The organism is Hyphomicrobium sp. CS1GBMeth3 (assembly GCF_900117455.1).
GTDB lineage: Bacteria > Pseudomonadota > Alphaproteobacteria > Rhizobiales > Hyphomicrobiaceae > Hyphomicrobium_C.
The window spans coordinates 599,205-615,065 of record NZ_FPHO01000002.1 but is presented as its reverse complement, the minus strand read 5'-3'; the positions used below and the strand labels follow the sequence as shown (position 1 = coordinate 615,065).

12 protein-coding genes are annotated in these 15,861 nt (G+C 64.6%); 3 read left to right on the top strand and 9 right to left on the bottom strand.

Annotation, left to right across the window (positions count from 1 at the left end):
• Nucleotides 1-17: 17 nt before the first annotated feature.
• Complete coding sequence (locus CS1GBM3_RS02965; RefSeq protein WP_072391177.1) at nucleotides 18-1,574, top strand: leucyl aminopeptidase; 1,557 nt, start codon at nucleotides 18-20, stop codon at nucleotides 1,572-1,574.
• 259 nt (nucleotides 1,575-1,833) lie between these two features.
• Nucleotides 1,834-2,886 (top strand): methyl-accepting chemotaxis protein, encoded by a 1,053-nt coding sequence (locus tag CS1GBM3_RS02960; RefSeq protein WP_072393541.1) that lies wholly within the window; start codon nucleotides 1,834-1,836, stop codon nucleotides 2,884-2,886.
• A 19-nt stretch (nucleotides 2,887-2,905) separates the two neighbouring features.
• On the opposite strand, the gene CS1GBM3_RS02955 is transcribed toward CS1GBM3_RS02960, so the two are convergent.
• Nucleotides 2,906-3,661, bottom strand: a complete 756-nt coding sequence (locus CS1GBM3_RS02955) for a hypothetical protein (RefSeq protein WP_072391174.1) — start codon at nucleotides 3,659-3,661, stop codon at nucleotides 2,906-2,908.
• Nucleotides 3,662-3,821: 160 nt separating this feature from the next.
• Here CS1GBM3_RS02955 and mazG point away from each other — a divergent pair, with 160 nt between their 5' ends.
• On the top strand, nucleotides 3,822-4,679 hold the full coding sequence (gene mazG, locus CS1GBM3_RS02950; RefSeq protein ID WP_072391172.1) for a nucleoside triphosphate pyrophosphohydrolase: 858 nt from the start codon (nucleotides 3,822-3,824) through the stop codon (nucleotides 4,677-4,679).
• 519 nt (nucleotides 4,680-5,198) lie between these two features.
• On the opposite strand, the gene CS1GBM3_RS02940 is transcribed toward mazG, so the two are convergent.
• The 8 genes from CS1GBM3_RS02940 to CS1GBM3_RS02905 form a co-directional block, all read right to left on the bottom strand.
• On the bottom strand, nucleotides 5,199-6,425 hold the full coding sequence (locus CS1GBM3_RS02940) for an FAD-dependent oxidoreductase (RefSeq protein WP_072391166.1): 1,227 nt from the start codon (nucleotides 6,423-6,425) through the stop codon (nucleotides 5,199-5,201).
• Between the two features lie 39 nt (nucleotides 6,426-6,464).
• On the bottom strand, nucleotides 6,465-7,805 hold the full coding sequence (gene hflX, locus CS1GBM3_RS02935; RefSeq protein ID WP_072391164.1) for a GTPase HflX: 1,341 nt from the start codon (nucleotides 7,803-7,805) through the stop codon (nucleotides 6,465-6,467).
• A gap of 99 nt (nucleotides 7,806-7,904) precedes the next feature.
• Nucleotides 7,905-8,156, bottom strand: a complete 252-nt coding sequence (hfq, locus tag CS1GBM3_RS02930) for an RNA chaperone Hfq (RefSeq protein WP_072391161.1) — start codon at nucleotides 8,154-8,156, stop codon at nucleotides 7,905-7,907.
• Nucleotides 8,157-8,332: 176 nt separating this feature from the next.
• Nucleotides 8,333-9,196 (bottom strand): D-amino-acid transaminase, encoded by an 864-nt coding sequence (locus tag CS1GBM3_RS02925; protein ID WP_072391158.1) that lies wholly within the window; start codon nucleotides 9,194-9,196, stop codon nucleotides 8,333-8,335.
• Between the two features lie 38 nt (nucleotides 9,197-9,234).
• On the bottom strand, nucleotides 9,235-10,629 hold the full coding sequence (locus tag CS1GBM3_RS02920; protein WP_072391155.1) for a nitrogen assimilation response regulator NtrX: 1,395 nt from the start codon (nucleotides 10,627-10,629) through the stop codon (nucleotides 9,235-9,237).
• A 44-nt stretch (nucleotides 10,630-10,673) separates the two neighbouring features.
• Nucleotides 10,674-12,980 (bottom strand): sensor histidine kinase NtrY-like, encoded by a 2,307-nt coding sequence (locus CS1GBM3_RS02915; RefSeq protein WP_244534536.1) that lies wholly within the window; start codon nucleotides 12,978-12,980, stop codon nucleotides 10,674-10,676.
• A 291-nt stretch (nucleotides 12,981-13,271) separates the two neighbouring features.
• Nucleotides 13,272-14,717 (bottom strand): nitrogen regulation protein NR(I), encoded by a 1,446-nt coding sequence (ntrC, locus tag CS1GBM3_RS02910; protein ID WP_072391150.1) that lies wholly within the window; start codon nucleotides 14,715-14,717, stop codon nucleotides 13,272-13,274.
• Between the two features lie 5 nt (nucleotides 14,718-14,722).
• Nucleotides 14,723-15,835 carry a two-component system sensor histidine kinase NtrB gene (locus tag CS1GBM3_RS02905; protein WP_083567250.1) on the bottom strand — a complete coding sequence of 371 codons (1,113 nt, stop codon included), beginning with the start codon at nucleotides 15,833-15,835 and terminating at the stop codon, nucleotides 14,723-14,725.
• Between the last annotated feature and the right edge of the window lie 26 nt (nucleotides 15,836-15,861).

Genomic DNA, 15,861 nt, shown 5'->3' with positions numbered 1-15,861 from the left:
GGAGCACCCGCAGAAGAATGTCCACTCCGCTCGAAATCACGTTCGCCCGCCTCGACGCCGCCCCCGAGGCGAGCACGGCGGCTCTCGTCGCCAACGATCTGGCCTTGTCCCCGACGGTCGCGGCGCTGAACACGCGCAGCAACGGGTTGATCCTCAAGGCGGCCGAAGCCGCGGAGTTCAAAGGCAAGCAAAAGACCTCGATTGAGATCTTGGCGCCGCAGAAGCTCGATATCGGCCGCCTCATTCTCGTCGGCACGGGCAAGGCGAGCGAGCAGACCGACAGCGACTGGATAGCCCTCGGCGGCTATGCGCTCGGGCAGATCTCGGCGCGCAAGACGGCGACCGCGAGCATCATCGCGGACGTGGCCGGCGCCGGCGACACCAAGCCGGAAGCCATTGCCGCGAGCCTAGCCATGGGCGCACTGCTGCGCCACTACGCGTTCCGCAAATATCTGACGAAAAAGAACGGAGAGGAGGGGGCCAACGGCAATGGCAATACCGACCAGAAGCCCGTCCCCGACCGCCTGACCAAGCTCGTCGTGCATTGCGCCGCCCCGGACAAGGCAAGCGCGGCCTTCGAGGCCAAGCGCGCCGTTGCCGATGGCGTCTACGTTGCTCGCGACCTCGTCAACGAGCCGGCCAACATCCTGGGCCCCGTCGAGTTCGCCGATCGCGTCAAGGAGCTCGAAAGTGTCGGCCTCGAGGTCGAAATCCTCGATGTTGACGCGCTGACTGAGCTCAACATGAACACGCTGCTCTCCGTCGCACAAGGCAGCGCGCGGCCGGCGCGCGTGGCCGTCATGCAGTGGCACGGCGCCAAGTCGAAGCGCGCCAAGCCCCTGGCCTTCGTCGGCAAGGGCGTCGTGTTCGACACCGGCGGCATCTCGATCAAGCCCGCGGCCGGCATGGAGGACATGAAGGGAGACATGGGCGGTGCCGCCTGCGTCACCGGCCTCATGGTCGCGCTCGCGAAGCGGAAGGCGCCCGTCAACGCCGTGGGCATTATCGGCATCGTCGAGAACATGCCGTCGGGCACCGCGACGCGTCCCGGCGATATCGTCGTCTCGATGTCGGGCATCACGGTGGAGAACCTCAACACCGACGCCGAGGGCCGTCTCGTGCTCGCCGACGTGCTCTGGTACGCCCAGGAACGTTTCAAGCCGCGCCTGGTCATCGACCTCGCGACACTGACCGGAGCTATCATGGTGGCGCTCGGCAAGGACTTCGCCGGTCTCTTCGCCAACGACGACAAGCTCGCCGACCAGCTTCTCGCAGCCGCCAAGGAGACCGGCGAGAAGGTCTGGCGCATGCCGCTCGACAAGTCCTACGACAAGCTGCTCGACAGCAAGAACGCCGACATCAAGAACATGGGCGGCCGCTGGGGCGGCGCCTGTACGGCCGCAGCGTTCATCAAGCGCTTCATCAAGAAGGACGTGCCGTGGGCGCATCTCGACATTGCCGGCACTGCAATGGACGCGCCGCGCAACGAGATCAACACGAGCTGGGGTTCGGGCTGGGGCGTCCAGCTTCTGGATCGCTTCGTCGCCGACAACTTCGAGCGCGGGGAGAAGTAGGTCGTGTGGCAGCCTGGGCCGACAAACGTACGGCCCAGGCTGTAGCCGGAGCCACCACAATAAATTGTAAACACGCTAGTTCAGATCATTATTTTCCATAATATATATTATGCGAACAAACGTTATTCACGCCATTCCGGACCCCTGGCCGCAGAGTTGCATCGGATCTGTGAAAACTCGCATCGAGCGTCTTCCCCTATTCGCCGAACTCTATCAGCATGCGAATCAGTTGATTGGCCACCGCGGACGCCTCCCGCCCATGCACGCCCAGAGCAAGCCCGTACTCATCGCCGACGTCATCGCTTCGACTACCCGCGCTCGCCAGTCCGCCGACAAGAACATTAGCGGCATCCAAACCGTCACCAACCAGCTTCGCGTTTTAGCACTCAATGCCCTCATGGAGGCGAGCCGTGCCGGCACCCAAGGCCGCGGGTTTGCCGTCGTCGCACAGGAGGTCAAAAAGATCTCGAATGAAGTCGAGTCCTTCGCCAAGGCCCTCTCTCATGACCTTGGCGGCGAGATCTCATCCCTCGACCTGCTTACCCGCCGTATGGCCAACGAGGCTAACGGGCGGCGCATGGTCGATCTGGCGCTGAACGCCATCGAGTTGCTAGACCGCAATCTCTATGAGCGCACCTGCGACGTGCGCTGGTGGGCGACGGACTCCGCAATCGTCCAGGCCGCGAAGCTCAAGACCGCCGAGGCTACGGACTACGCAAGCCGCCGGCTCGGAGTCATCCTCAAGGCCTATACTGTCTACCTCGACATCTGGCTTTGCGACCTCGACGGCACCATCATCGCAAACGGCCGGCCCGATCGCTATAGGATCGCCGGCAAGTCCGCGGCCCATCAGGCTTGGTTCGCACGGGGACGCGAGCTCCCCGACGGCGACGCTTATGCCGTTGGCGAGGTGGCCGTCGAGCCTGTGCTTGGCGGCGCCGAGGTGGCGACTTATGTGGCAAGCGTGCGCGAGGACGGTGACAGCAACGGCAAGCCGCTCGGCATTATCGCTATCCATTTCGACTGGCGGCCCCAGGCTCAGGCCATCGTGCGCGGCGTCCGGCTGACCGACGAAGAGCGCCACCGATCCCGTGTACTGCTGGTCGACGCCGGCGGCCGCGTGCTAGCCGCTTCCGACGGTATCGGTGCGCTGAGCGAACGCATTCCCCTGAGCCTCGACGGGCGCCGCGCGGGCATCGAGTTCGACGCCAACCGCCGCCTCTTCGCGTTTCACCACACGCCGGGCTACGAGACTTACAAGGGCCTCGGCTGGTATGGCGTTATCGTCCAGGAATCCGAAGGCGTCAGCTGACGCGCGGGCGGCAAGCCGCTCATGGCAGTCCCTCCTCCGCCGTGCGGACCGCCGCCGCGATCACCGAAGCATAGACCGACGCCACGAACCCGGTGAGCACATTGACGCTGACCGCAATGGCGACGACGCGCGCCCACTGCTCGCTCATGACGGTCGTGAGCAATGTCACGATGAAATCGTCGAACGCCTGTTTGAGCTGGAAGAAGAGCTCGCTCACCTGGCTGACCGACGGCCGCTGCGGCAGCTCCCACACGAGCTTCCAACCGATCTCGCCGACGCTGGTCGATTCGATGACGCTTAATGCCGCCAGCGCCGCGATACCCCCCGAGAACGCGAGCCCCAACGGCGGCGCTAGCCGGAAATAGCCCCAGCGCCACGGCTGCGCGCGGAATGAAACCGAAAGCGCCCGCAGCGCGCTCGCGCCCGCATACGTCGTAATGCCGAACACGATCGCCACCCAGTAGAGCCGTGCACTGTCTGTGCCGGCGAACGTGAACAGCGCCGCGAGCCCGGCCAGCACACCCTTCAACAGCGCCTCGACGGTGCCCACCAGGATCACCAGCGGCAGCCGCGGCCTCCTGAGGCCCTCGAAATAGAACGGCAGCTCGAACGCCAGCCGCTTACTCTCCAGCCTGAGCCCGAGCACGAAGGTAAGCCCGGCAGTCGCTGCCGCGAACAGGAAGGGATGATGGTAGCCAAACCAGGCGATGGCGACGACGGCCAGGATCTCGGCCGCCATGATCACACCATTGAGCAGAATGCGAACGACAATCATGGTGGGCGGACTGGCACTCTGGAGAGGACGTTTCGATTAGGTGTAAAGCCCCTTGCGGCAAACAGGAAACGTTTTTCCAGCGAGACACGCCGCCCTCTCGCCAGGTGCGGCCGCCTCGACTAGGGTCCCACTACATCGCAACACATCCGGGCACGACCACATGACTCCGTCCAAAGACATCACGCGCCTCATCGAGATCATGGCGGCGCTCCGCACGCCTGGCAGCGGATGTCCGTGGGATCTCGAGCAGACGTACGAGACGATTGCCCCTTACACCATCGAGGAAGCCTACGAGGTGGCCGACGCCATCGCGCGCGGCGATCGCGTCGATCTGAAGGACGAGCTCGGCGATCTCTTGTTGCAGGTCGTCTATCACGCCCGCATGGCGGAGGAGGAAGACGCCTTTGCCTTCGGCGATGTCGTCGAGGCGGTCACGACGAAGATGATCCGCCGTCATCCCCACGTGTTCGGCGACGAGGACGCCCGCGCTGCCGGCGCCGCACCTGGGTTCTGGGCGCGCATCAAAGCCGAGGAGCGCACCGCCAAAGCCGCCACCCGTGGAAACCACGACGAAACGCCACAAGCGAGCCTGCTCGACGACGTGCCGGTGGGCTTGCCCGCGCTCACACGCGCCATCAAGTTGCAGGACAAAGCCGCCGCGGTGGGCTTCGACTGGCCCTCACTCGCGCCGGTATTCGACAAGATGCGCGAGGAACTATCCGAATTGGAAGAGATCGCCGTGCCGGCGGACCCCAGGGGCAACACCACGGATGACACTCCCGAGCGCCGCGCAAAGATCGAGGAGGAGATGGGCGACCTTCTGTTCGTGATGGCCAACGTCGCCCGCCACTTGAAACTCGACCCGGAGGAAGCCCTGCGCGCCGCCAACCGCAAGTTCGTGCGCCGCTTCCGCCATATCGAGCAGCGCCTCGCGGAAGAGGGCAGCACGCCCAAGGATTCAACACTCGAACAGATGGACTCCCTCTGGGACGAAGCCAGAGCCAACGAACGAAAATAGTTCGCCCCTGATGTTTCGAGATCGCGCACAAAGGCTAGAGGTCGGAGGACAGAGTAAGGCAGAACTGCTCTCCTCGATGCATGAGCACGGGATCCATTTGAACCGATATGCTCACATTCTGTTAGATGATCCCGCGTTCACGACTTCCGAAAGTAGCCGGTGGGTACTTGCGACAAGGATCACGGTTGCGGAACTGGGGCTCATGGACGGCGCAACAAGCGCCGCGATTTTTGCCAGAGCTACTGGCATCGGTCTGGCACTTTGCCCGCTTGAGCTGGCTCCGCACTTGCGGCTTCAATTCCTGGAGCAGACCGAAGGACCGTATCTGACAGTCGCCTCTCAAAAGACCAGGGACGACGACGCGTACCCCAACGGGTTTTATCTGCGACGGATCGACGAGCAGCTCTGGCTGCGCGGCTATAGAGCGACTTCGGAGCACATATGGGAGCCGGCGAGCAGGTTCGTGTTCCTCGCGAATTGACGGTCGGCACCTCGGCGGTGCCCCGGTGAGGGGGCGTTTCAGCCCCGCCCTTCCCGGATGAACTCCGCCACGTGCTCGCGGCGCACGCCGAGGCCGAGCACGCGGGCTGGCAATCGCTGCAGAACCGGAAACCGCTGCATGAGACGCACCGCGAACGGGGGCTTCGGCTGCTCCGTAAGCTTTAGCGTCGGCCCGATGATCATGGTCTGCATCTGAAGCTGAATGGCCTGCGTGACGCGCGTCGGAAACGCACGCCGCCGCTGCACGGCCTTGAGATCATCGATCGTCGCTGTGCCTGTCTTCAAGGGCTCGGCAAGACGATTGGCCGCCGCAACCGCATCCTGCACGGCAAGGTTCACGCCCACGCCGCCGATCGGGCTCATGGCGTGCGCCGCATCGCCGATGAACAGAAGCCCGGGCCGATACCACTGCCGCAAGCGATCGACGCGCACCGTGAGCAGGCTTACATCTTCCCATGACGCGAGCGCATTGAGCCGCGAACGTGAAAACGGTCCCACGGTGGCGATCACGTCGCGGAAGGCTTCGAGCCCGCGCGCCTTGATGCCGCCGAACGCACCTTTCGGAATGACGTAGGCGCACTGCCAATAGTCGCCGCGGAAGATCAGAACGAAGAGCGAGGCGGCGCCGAACCGCCCCATGGTCTCGCCCTCGTCCCCCGGTTCGGCCGGCAAGCGGAACCACAGCACGTCCATCGGCGCGCCGAAGTCCTCGACCTCAAGCCCTGCACGCGTTCGCAGAACCGAGTTACGCCCGTCCGCCGCCACGACCAGATCAGCCCGTATCTCCTTCGGACCCTCGGGGGCGCTTGCCTTGACGCCAACAACGCGGTCGCCGTCCGTCATCAGATCCGTCGCCTCCGTGCGCATGAGCAGCCTGAACCCCGCATAGGGCGAGGCCTCCTCCGCCAGGAAATTCAGGAAGTCCCACTGCGGCATCATCGCGATGTAGCGCTCGCGCACGGGCAGATGCGAGAAATCGGCAATCGTCACCGGGGTCTCGCCGACGAGACCGCCGACTTTGAACACCTTCTGGTGCGGAAGTTTGAGGAAGCGGTCGATGATGCCGAGTTCGACCATCACCTCCAGCGTCGAGGGATGCACCGTGTCGCCACGAAAATCGCGCAAGAAGTCGGCGTGCTTCTCGAGCACCGTCACGTCGACGCCGGCACGCGCCAGGAGATAGCCGAGCATGAGACCGGCCGGTCCGCCGCCGGCGATACAGCACTGGGTAATGAGAGCGCCCATCCTTCCCTCCCGCGAAGCACAAGCGGGCGCTCCAAAAGGTCAGGACAAGGAGACGCCCGCTTTCTCAAGTTGGCGCATGAGACGCATCTTCTTCTCGGATGCGATCCTGACGCGCGCCACGATGCTACCCTGCCCGTCGGGTTCGCGCGAGAGCACGTCGGCGTTCTCGTGCATCCAGGCCAAGAGGCGCCCTTCATGCGCCGGCAGCGTCACGGTCAGGATCTCGTCGGCGCCGCCGAGCCGTGCGTCGATGGACTCGAGCAGGCGACCGACGCCCTCCCCCGTCGCGGCCGACATCAGCACCGGCTGCGGCGTGCGGAAACGCGCGACCGCCTCGGCCTCCGTGCGTGTCACGGCCGAGAGAAGATCGATCTTGTTCCACACTTCCAGGATATGGCCATGCGCGGCGATCGTGTCGATGCCGAGGTCTGCGAGCACGCGGTTGACGTCATGAGCCTGCGCCTCGGTTTCAGCGTGCGCAATGTCGCGAACGTGCAAGATGAGATCGGCTTCTACGACCTCTTCGAGCGTCGCGCGAAACGCGGCCACGAGTTGTGTCGGCAGGTCGGAGATGAAGCCGACCGTGTCGGACAGGATGATGCGCCGACCCGACGGCAGCCGCACCTCGCGCATGGTCGGATCGAGCGTCGCGAACACCTGGTCCATGGCGAGCACGCCCGCGCCCGCGACGCGATTGAATAGCGTCGACTTGCCGGCGTTCGTGTAGCCGACGATGGCGACGATCGGATACGGCACCTTGCGCCGTCCCTTGCGGTGCAGGTCGCGCGTGCGTACTACCCCTTCGAGTTCGCGCTTGATGGCGATGATGCGCTCGTCGAGCATGCGCCTGTCGAGCTCGATCTGCGCTTCACCGGGACCGCCGAGGAAGCCGCGTCCGCCACGCTGGCGCTCGAGATGGGTCCACGCCCTAACCAGGCGGCCCTTCTGATACGAGAGATGCGCCAGCTCGACCTGCAAGCGGCCTTCACGCGTCTGCGCGCGCCGCCCGAAGATCTCGAGGATCAACCCGGTGCGGTCCAGAACCTTCGCGTTCCACGCCTTCTCGAGGTTGCGCTGCTGCACGGGGCTGATTGCATGATCGACGATGACGAGGCCGATCTCCGCCTCCGCAACACGCGCCGCGATCTCGTCCACCTTGCCTGATCCGAACAGCGTTCCAGGTTTCGGCTGCGGCACCGGAACCAGAAGGGCGTCGATAACATCGAGATCGATCGCGCTCGCGAGACCTGCCGCTTCGGCAAGCCGATCCTCGGGCGAATGCAGCGAGGCGTGACGAGGACGCGAGACAGCGGCCCCGCGTGCTGGCGTCAGCACCGGCACAAGCACGAGCGTGCGCGTTGCGCGCGCCCGCGCCGCCATGTCCTCAGTGAGGTTCGGCGACGATGTGAGGCCCGCTTTATGAGGGCCGTTCTTGGCCGGCACGCTGTCCGGCTTGGTGCTGCGGTCGATGGGACGTACTCACCCTTGCTGACCGTCGGCCTCCACCTCCATCAGATGGACCGGAGCGCCGGGCATGATGGTCGATATCGCATGCTTATAAACGAGCTGCGAATGACCGTCGCGGCGTAGCAACACACAAAAGTTGTCAAACCAGGTCACGATGCCCTGCAGCTTAACGCCGTTGACGAGAAAGATCGTAAGAGGGGTTTTGCTCTTACGAACGTGATTGAGAAACGTGTCCTGGAGGTTCTGTGCGCGATCTGCGGCCATCGTTGTTGCCTCTTTTTATTAGCCTCTTCCTGGACTTTTATCGGGTCGTTGGATGAGGGCCGACCCGCCACGAGTTTGCCGAATGACCCATGACACAGGAGCAGCTAACATATCTTGATTGCGGGACAATAAGGGTGAGTGACCGACTGGACAACACGTAGAATTTACCGTTCGCATCATTCGTCAGAAAGTTCGGCAATCTGATGAAAGAATGAGCGCAGCCGGAGCGTCAGCTCGCCGGGGTGTCCATTGCCGATGGATTTCTTATCGATCGCTACAACGGGCATGACGGTACCCGAAGCCGAGGTTATGAAGGCCTCACGTGCAGAGAGCGCCTCCGCGACGGTAAACGGGCGCTCGATTAGCGGGATTTTTTCCCTGCTAAGCAAATCAAGAAGAGTTCTGCGCGTAACGCCGGGCAGAATTGCGTTTCCGGTTGGTCTGGTAATTAAAGCGCCAGAGCGGTCCATAATCCAAGCATTGCTCGAGGCCCCTTCCGTAACAAAACCGTTGCAATCGACCAGCCAGGCTTCCTGCGCTCCCTCCTCGGTAGCGGCCTCCTTGGCCAGCACGGCCGGCAGCAGCATCACGGTTTTGATGTCGCAACGACCCCAGCGGATGTCCGGCATGGTGCGAACGGAAATGCCCGCTTCCGCACGCTCGGCGCGCGCGGCCCCATCGACACGCCGCGCCAGACACACAAGCGTCGGCGAAATGTCTCCCTTCGGGAACGGGAAGTCGCGCGGTGCGACACCTCGTGTCACCTGAAGGTACACAAGCCCGGTCCTGACGCGATTGCGCCGGATGGTCTCGCGAAGCACCCGCCCCAAGGCGCGGCGCGCCATCGGCATCGGAATTCGAAGCTCAGTGAGCGAGCGCTCGAGCCGCTCCATGTGCCGCGTCTCGTCGACGAGGCGACCGTCGAGCACCTCGCACACTTCGTAGATCGCATCGGCGAACTGGAAGCCGCGATCCTCCACATGCACACCGGCGTGCGCGTAGGGCAGGTAGCGCCCGTTGACGTAGACGACGCGCGTCATGCCCGCCCTGCTCCGCTGCTATAATTTGCGCGACCGCCTCAGCCAACCTTCTCGCTGACGCGTTGGTCGGACGAGACGCCGAGCGCGCGCAGCTTGCGATGCAGCGCCGAGCGCTCCATGCCGACGAACTCGGCCGTGCGCGAGATGTTGCCGCCGAAGCGGTTGATTTGCGCCAGCAGGTACTCACGCTCGAAGATCTCGCGTGCTTCGCGCAGCGGCAGGCTCATCAGATGCTCCGCCCCGCCGTTGACCGGCAGCGGCACGTTGGAGCCGATCTCCTCGGGCAGCATGTCGGCCGTGATCACCGTCGAGGGATCACCGCCTGCCAGGATCATAAGGCGCTCGATGTTGTTGCGAAGCTCGCGCACGTTGCCCGGCCAGTCGTGCGCCTGCAGCACGGCGATCGCATCCTCGCCGATGCGACGCGGCGCAAGCCCCGAGGCCTGCGAGAGCTGGCTTACGAAATACTGGATGAGATCGGGGATATCCTCGCGCCGCTCGGCGAGCCCCGGCACCCGCAACGGCACTACGTTGAGGCGATGATAGAGATCCTCGCGGAAACGCCCTTCGCTCATGTCGCGCTCGAGGTCGCGGCTCGTCGAAGACACGATGCGCACATCGACCGACACCTTCTGCGCCCCGCCGATGCGCTGGAACTTCTGCTCGACGAGCACGCGCAGCACCTTGCCCTGCGTCTCGATCGGCATGTCCGCGACTTCGTCGATGTAGAGCGTGCCGCCGTGCGCTTCCTCAAGCGCGCCGACCTTGCGCGGACCGCCCGAACGATCCTCGGTGCCGAACAGCTCCTCCTCCACGCGATCCGGCGCCATGGAAGCGGCATTGAGCACGATGAACGGCCCGTCTGCGCGATGCGACTTCTGATGCAGAAGACGCGCGGCGAGCTCCTTGCCGGCACCCGATGAGCCACGGATCAGGATACGGCTGTTGGTCGGTGCAAGGCGATCGATCGCGCCCTTGAGCTGATTGATGGCGGGCGACTTGCCGATCATCTCCGCCGACACCGTCGAGCGCTCCTTGAGCTCGCGCACCTCGCGCTTCAACTGCGAGGCTTCGAGCGCGCGCAGCGTCACCAGCACGAGCCGATCCGCCTTGAACGGCTTTTCGATGTAATCGTAGGCACCGCGCTTGATCGCCGTCACCGCCGTCTCGATGTTACCGTGGCCCGAGATGATGACGACCGGCAGCTCGGGGTAGGTGCGCTTGATCACCGACAGCACCTCGAGCCCGTCGAGCCGGCTGCCCTGTAGCCAGATATCGAGGATGACGAGCTGCGGCCGGCGCTCCTCAATGATGCGCAAGGCTTCGTCGCTGTCGCGGGCAAGCCGCGTGCGGTGACCCTCGTCCTCCAGAATTCCCGCAACCAGCTCCCGGATATCCGCTTCGTCATCGACGATCAGGATGTCTGCAGCCATCGCTCAACTCCCTCGTGCTCGCGTCACTGTTCGTAGTCCAAATCTCATTCGCCCGCAGCCCGCTGGCGTGAGCCGTCGCCGGTCTCATCAACTTTTGCGGGTTTCGGAGGCGTCAAAATGGAAGATGGGAACGACAGCGTCACGCGCGCGCCGCTCGGGCGCTCCGGCGTCTGTGGCGCATCGTCCAGGAGCAATTCGCCCCCGTGTTGCTCCGTAATCTTGGCAACGATCGCGAGGCCGAGGCCGGTGCCCTTGTGGCCCTTGGTCGTCACGTAAGGCTCGAGCAATCGCGAACGGTTGTGCTTCGGAAGCCCCGGGCCGTTGTCGATGACGTCGATGGCGACCGTGGTCTCGTCGATCCGCAGCTCGATGTCGACGCGCCCCTTGCGCACCGGCTCGCCCTCGACCGAGGACTCGACAGCTTCGGTCGCATTCTTGACAAGGTTGGTCACGGCCTGCGTGAGCAGCCTGCGGTCGAAAGCAGCGTCAACCGGCCCCTCCGGCATCTTGAGCCCATAGACGACGCCGGCATGACTCTCGCGGAACAGGATCACCGAATCCGTGATCGCGTCGCGGAGATCGGCGATCTCGATGACCGGCTTCGGAATGCGCGCGAACGAGGCGAACTCGTCGACCATCGTCTTGATGTCGCCCGCCTGCCGCTCGATGGTCGCCGTTAGCTTCTCGAATGTGTCGCGGTCGTCGACGATGACGCGCCCGTATTTGCGCCGGATGCGCTCGGCCGAGAGGATGATCGGCGTCAGCGGATTCTTGATCTCGTGCGCGATGCGTCGGGCTACATCCGCCCATGCCGACGTGCGCTGCGCGGAGACGAGCTCCGTGATGTCGTCGAACGTCACCACCGAGCCGACGTCGCCCGGCCCCGCCTGCTCGCGCGTCACCCGCACGGCGAAGGTGCGCTCGTCGTCCCCGATGGTGATCGAGATCTCCTGCGCCCCGCGCGATTTCATGCCCTGCTCTTCGCGCCGCTCGAGCGCCGGCGCCAGCACCGGCAGCGCATCGACGAGCTTCTTGCCGACGATGTCCTGCTCGGGAATGGCGAGCAGCTGCTGTGCGGAGCGCGAGACCAGCGTGATGCGATCCTGGCTGTCGAGGCCGATGACGCCCGCCGAGACGCCGGACAGCACCGCTTCCATGAAGCGCCGGCGATCGAGAAGCTGCTCGTTGGCCGTCATCAGCGCGTCGCGCTGGTGTTTGAGCTCGCGCGTCATTGTGTTGAAGGTGGATGACAGGCGGCGCAAGTCGCCCTCCCCGCGCCGCTCGGGCAGCTCGACCTTGAGGTTGCCGCGCGACACCTGCTGCGCGGCCTCGATGAGGCGGCGGATCGGGGCCACGAAGCGGCCCGCAAACCAGAGACCAACCCAGATGGCGGCGAGCAGCGCCGTCATCGAAATCATGAAGTAGATGAGCCCGTGGGCGAGCTTAAGCCCGCCGCGCGCGGCGCGCAGCGCGTTGTATTCGTCGACGCTCTGCGCCGTGCGCTGCAGATGCCCCATGACCTTCGGGCTCAACAGCCGCGTGACGTAGAGATAGCGATCGGCATAGCGGTTGAGCTTGGCCACCGCCGACACCTGCGCCGTCCCTGTCGGCGTGAACAACGCCACCTGCCCTGCCGACGCCTGCCTGAGATAATAGGGTGGCACCGGCGTGAACGGCATCTTGTCGTCTTCGAGCGCGGCGATGACCGGATCACCCTTGTCGTCGATCACATACGCGGCCGGGATGTCGCGCAGACCTGCCTGCGCAATCACATGCTGCTTGAAGTCGGGCGAGTCAGCCGGGATCTGCTCGGCAGCGGAATCGATGTCCCGCACCATGTTCGCGAGATCGGTGCGCAGAAGCTGGCCGTGCTCGACGACGTAGGCCTGCGCCACCTCGACCGAGTTGTCGATGATCTCCCGCGTGCGCGTCGAGAACCATCCGTCGAGCGAGCGGGAGAACGTCGTCGTCGCGGCAACCGCTAGCATCATCGTCGGCAGCGCGGCGATGATCGAGAACAGAAGCACGATGCGCACATGCAGCCGCGCCCCCGCGAGCTTGGCGCGCCAGGCACGCCACATGCCGTAGCCTTGCCAGGCAATGATGCCGATCATCGACGCGATCAAGATCACGTTGACGAGCAGGGCCACGAGCACGACGTCGTCGCGCGGGGGAACCGGCGTCAGGCCCGTCAAAATGAGGTAGGTCGCAAGTGCCGAGACCAGCGACAGAATCACGACCACGAGGCCGGTCATGAAGCCACGGTCGGTGAGGTCCAGCAGCGGCGAGGCCGCGCCGTCCGTCAACCCGGCCCTGTTTTTGGAGCCTTCGCCGCTCATAGGTCCTGCCATTGCTGCCGCGTGTAAAGAGGCCGGGGCGAGTGTTACTCTCCGAGCACGAGCGTTCGCGTCGGATATGCGTCCCCGCCACTCAGAAGACCCGAGGTGGCGTGCACCGGGCACAGACCACACTTTAACTGTGACATTCCTGCGACGCAATCCGTGCGACCGAACGCCGTCTGTGCAACGGCGCCACGCGATCTGTTGCCAAATTGGATGAGGTGCCGGAGCGCTGGGCACGGCTCCGGCACAGTATTCGAGCGTATCGCAGGCCAAAAAATGGCTGAGAAAAGGATTCGCCGCCTACGGCATCGGCGTGCGAAACACGCGGATGTCGAGCGCCTTGATCCGGCTTCGCAGCGTATTGCGGTTGAGGCCGAGCAGCTCCGCGGCGCGGATCTGGTTGCCGCGCGTGGCCGCCAGCGCCGCCGAGAGCAGCGGATGCTCCACCTGCCGGATGACGCGGTCATAGAGGCCCGGCGGCGGCAGCTCCTTGCCGAAGCTTGCAAAATACTGAGCGAGGTGCCGCTCGACGATCTCGGAGAAGTCCTTCGGCTCGCTCTCGCTCGTCGCGCTGCGCTTGGGCAGAACCTCGGCCAACTCCTGGTCGATGATCTGCTGCGTCAGCGTATCTTGCGTATAGAGCGCCCCGACACGCCGCACGAAGTTCTCGAGTTCGCGCACGTTTCCGGGCCACGGATGGGCCTTGAGCCGCTCGATGGCCGCCGTCTCGATGGATTTCTGGCCGAGGCCCTCGCGCGCCGCCTGGCGCAGGAAGTGGCGCACCAGATCGCCGATATCCTCGACGCGCTCGCGCAGCGGCGGCAGCCTGAGCGGCACCACGTTGAGGCGGTAGTAGAGGTCCTCGCGGAACAGCCCCTGCTGGATCTGCGAGCGCAGATCCCGGTGCGTTGCCGCGATGATGCGCACGTTGGTCTTGATCGGCGTGCGCCCGCCGACAGTTGTATATTCGCCTTGTTGCAGCACGCGCAGAAGCCGCGTCTGGGCTTCGAGCGGCATGTCGCCGATCTCGTCGAGGAACAGCGTGCCGCCCTCGGCCTGCTCGAAGCGGCCAGGCGTACGCGTCTGCGCACCGGTAAAGGCCCCCTTCTCGTGGCCGAACAATTCGCTCTCGATTAACTCGCGCGGAATGGCGGCCATGTTGATGGCAACGAACGGCCCCGCCCGGCGCTTGCCGTAGTCGTGCAGCACGCGCGCCACGAGCTCCTTGCCGGTGCCGCTCTCGCCCTGGATCATGACCGTGAGATCGGTCTGCGTGAGCCGCGCCAATGCCCGGTAGATCTCCTGCATCGCAGGAGAGCGGCCGATCAGCGGCAGCTCCTCGCTGTCCATCTCGGCCGTCGTCGTGCGCGGGCGCCGGCCCTGCCCGGCGAGGGCCCTGCTCACGACCGCGACCACCTCGGACAGATCGAAGGGCTTCGGCAGGTATTCGTAGGCGCCCTTCTCGGCAGCCGTCAGCGCCGTCATCAGCGTGTTCTGCGCGCTCATGACGATGATCGGGAGCTCAGGCCGCACCTTCTTGATGCGTGGAATGAGGTCGAAGGCGTTCTCGTCGGGCATCACCACGTCGGTGATCACCACGTCGCCTTCGCCCTGGCTGACCCAGCGCCAGAGGGTTGCCGCGTTGCCGGTCGCGCGCGGCGCATAGCCTGCGCGCGCCAACGCCTGGTTCAGAACCGTGCGGATAGCGGTATCGTCGTCCGCGATGAGAATGGTGCCACGCGCCATGGGTGCTATTTGCTCCTGTCGTTGGCTGGAATCTGCCGCCGGAACGGCTCGATCTTGGGGCTGCGGTCTTGCATCGGCAGGAGGACACGAAACACGGTACGATTGGCCTCGCTGTCGCATTCGATGATGCCGCCGTGATCGCCGATGATCTTGGCGACGAGCGCAAGGCCGAGACCGGTGCCATTGTGCTTGGTAGTGACGAAGGGATCGAAGAGGTGCGGCTTCAGGTGGTCGGGAACCCCCGGCCCGTTGTCCTCTATCTGGATCATCAGGGGCAGCGTGATGCGCGCCTCCGCTCCGGGAACCGACAGCCGCACACCAGGGCGGAAGGACGTCTGCATGACGATGCGCCCCTGCCCGTCCGTGTTCTCGCCGATCGCTTCGGCCGCATTCTTGATCAGGTTGAGGAAGGCCTGCACGAGCTTGTCGCGATTGCCCGGAACCGGCGGCAGCGACGGATCGTAATCCTCGACGATGCGCACGTTGCGCGCAAAGCCCGTCTCCGCGAGACGGCGCACGTGATTCAGCACGTCGTGGATGTTGACCGGCTCTTTCGAAAGCGGGCGCTCGTCACCGAATACCTCCATACGGTTGACCAGATTACGGATGCGCTCCGTCTCCGAGCAGATAAGTTGGGAGAGCGCCCGGTCCTCGTCGGAAAGGTTCTGCTCGAGGAGCTGCGCCGCGCCCTTGATTCCGGATAGCGGGTTCTTGATCTCGTGGGCGAGCACCGCCGCCATGCCCGAAACAGAGCGCGCCGCGGCGCGATGCGTGAGCTGCCGCTCGATCATCTGCGCCATGGTCCGCTGCTGCAGCATGATGACAATGAGCTGCACGCTGTCGTTCATGGGCCCAGCATAGACATCGACCAGCTTCGGCGTCGTGAACTTCGGGCTCGCCATCTCGACGCCGTACTCGTTGAGCGTTGAGCCCGTGTCCCGCACCTGATCGACGAGCGCCAGCAGCGGGCAACCAAAGGCCACCACGTCATCGAGACGCAGGCGCGTCATCATCGTGGCGCTGGTCGAGAGAAAAGCCTCTGAGGCCGCGTTGCCGTAGACGATCCGGTTGTCGTCGGCGATCACCAGGATCGGATGCGGCAGCGCGCCGAGCAGCATATCGTGCTCGACGACGGGCTTGCGAA

Bases quoted from the DNA above. Each gene is read 5' to 3' on its own strand.
- CS1GBM3_RS02965 (WP_072391177.1), top strand. From the start codon at position 18: ATGTCCACTCCGCTCGAAATCACGTTCGCCCGCCTCGACGCCGCCCCC.
- CS1GBM3_RS02960 (WP_072393541.1), top strand. From the start codon at position 1,834: ATGCACGCCCAGAGCAAGCCCGTACTCATCGCCGACGTCATCGCTTCG.
- CS1GBM3_RS02955 (WP_072391174.1), bottom strand. From the start codon at position 3,661: ATGATTGTCGTTCGCATTCTGCTCAATGGTGTGATCATGGCGGCCGAG.
- mazG (WP_072391172.1), top strand. From the start codon at position 3,822: ATGACTCCGTCCAAAGACATCACGCGCCTCATCGAGATCATGGCGGCG.
- CS1GBM3_RS02940 (WP_072391166.1), bottom strand. From the start codon at position 6,425: ATGGGCGCTCTCATTACCCAGTGCTGTATCGCCGGCGGCGGACCGGCC.
- hflX (WP_072391164.1), bottom strand. From the start codon at position 7,805: ATGGCGGCGCGGGCGCGCGCAACGCGCACGCTCGTGCTTGTGCCGGTG.
- hfq (WP_072391161.1), bottom strand. From the start codon at position 8,156: ATGGCCGCAGATCGCGCACAGAACCTCCAGGACACGTTTCTCAATCAC.
- CS1GBM3_RS02925 (WP_072391158.1), bottom strand. From the start codon at position 9,196: ATGACGCGCGTCGTCTACGTCAACGGGCGCTACCTGCCCTACGCGCAC.
- CS1GBM3_RS02920 (WP_072391155.1), bottom strand. From the start codon at position 10,629: ATGGCTGCAGACATCCTGATCGTCGATGACGAAGCGGATATCCGGGAG.
- CS1GBM3_RS02915 (WP_244534536.1), bottom strand. From the start codon at position 12,980: ATGGCAGGACCTATGAGCGGCGAAGGCTCCAAAAACAGGGCCGGGTTG.
- ntrC (WP_072391150.1), bottom strand. From the start codon at position 14,717: ATGGCGCGTGGCACCATTCTCATCGCGGACGACGATACCGCTATCCGC.
- CS1GBM3_RS02905 (WP_083567250.1), bottom strand. From the start codon at position 15,835: ATGCTGCTCGGCGCGCTGCCGCATCCGATCCTGGTGATCGCCGACGAC.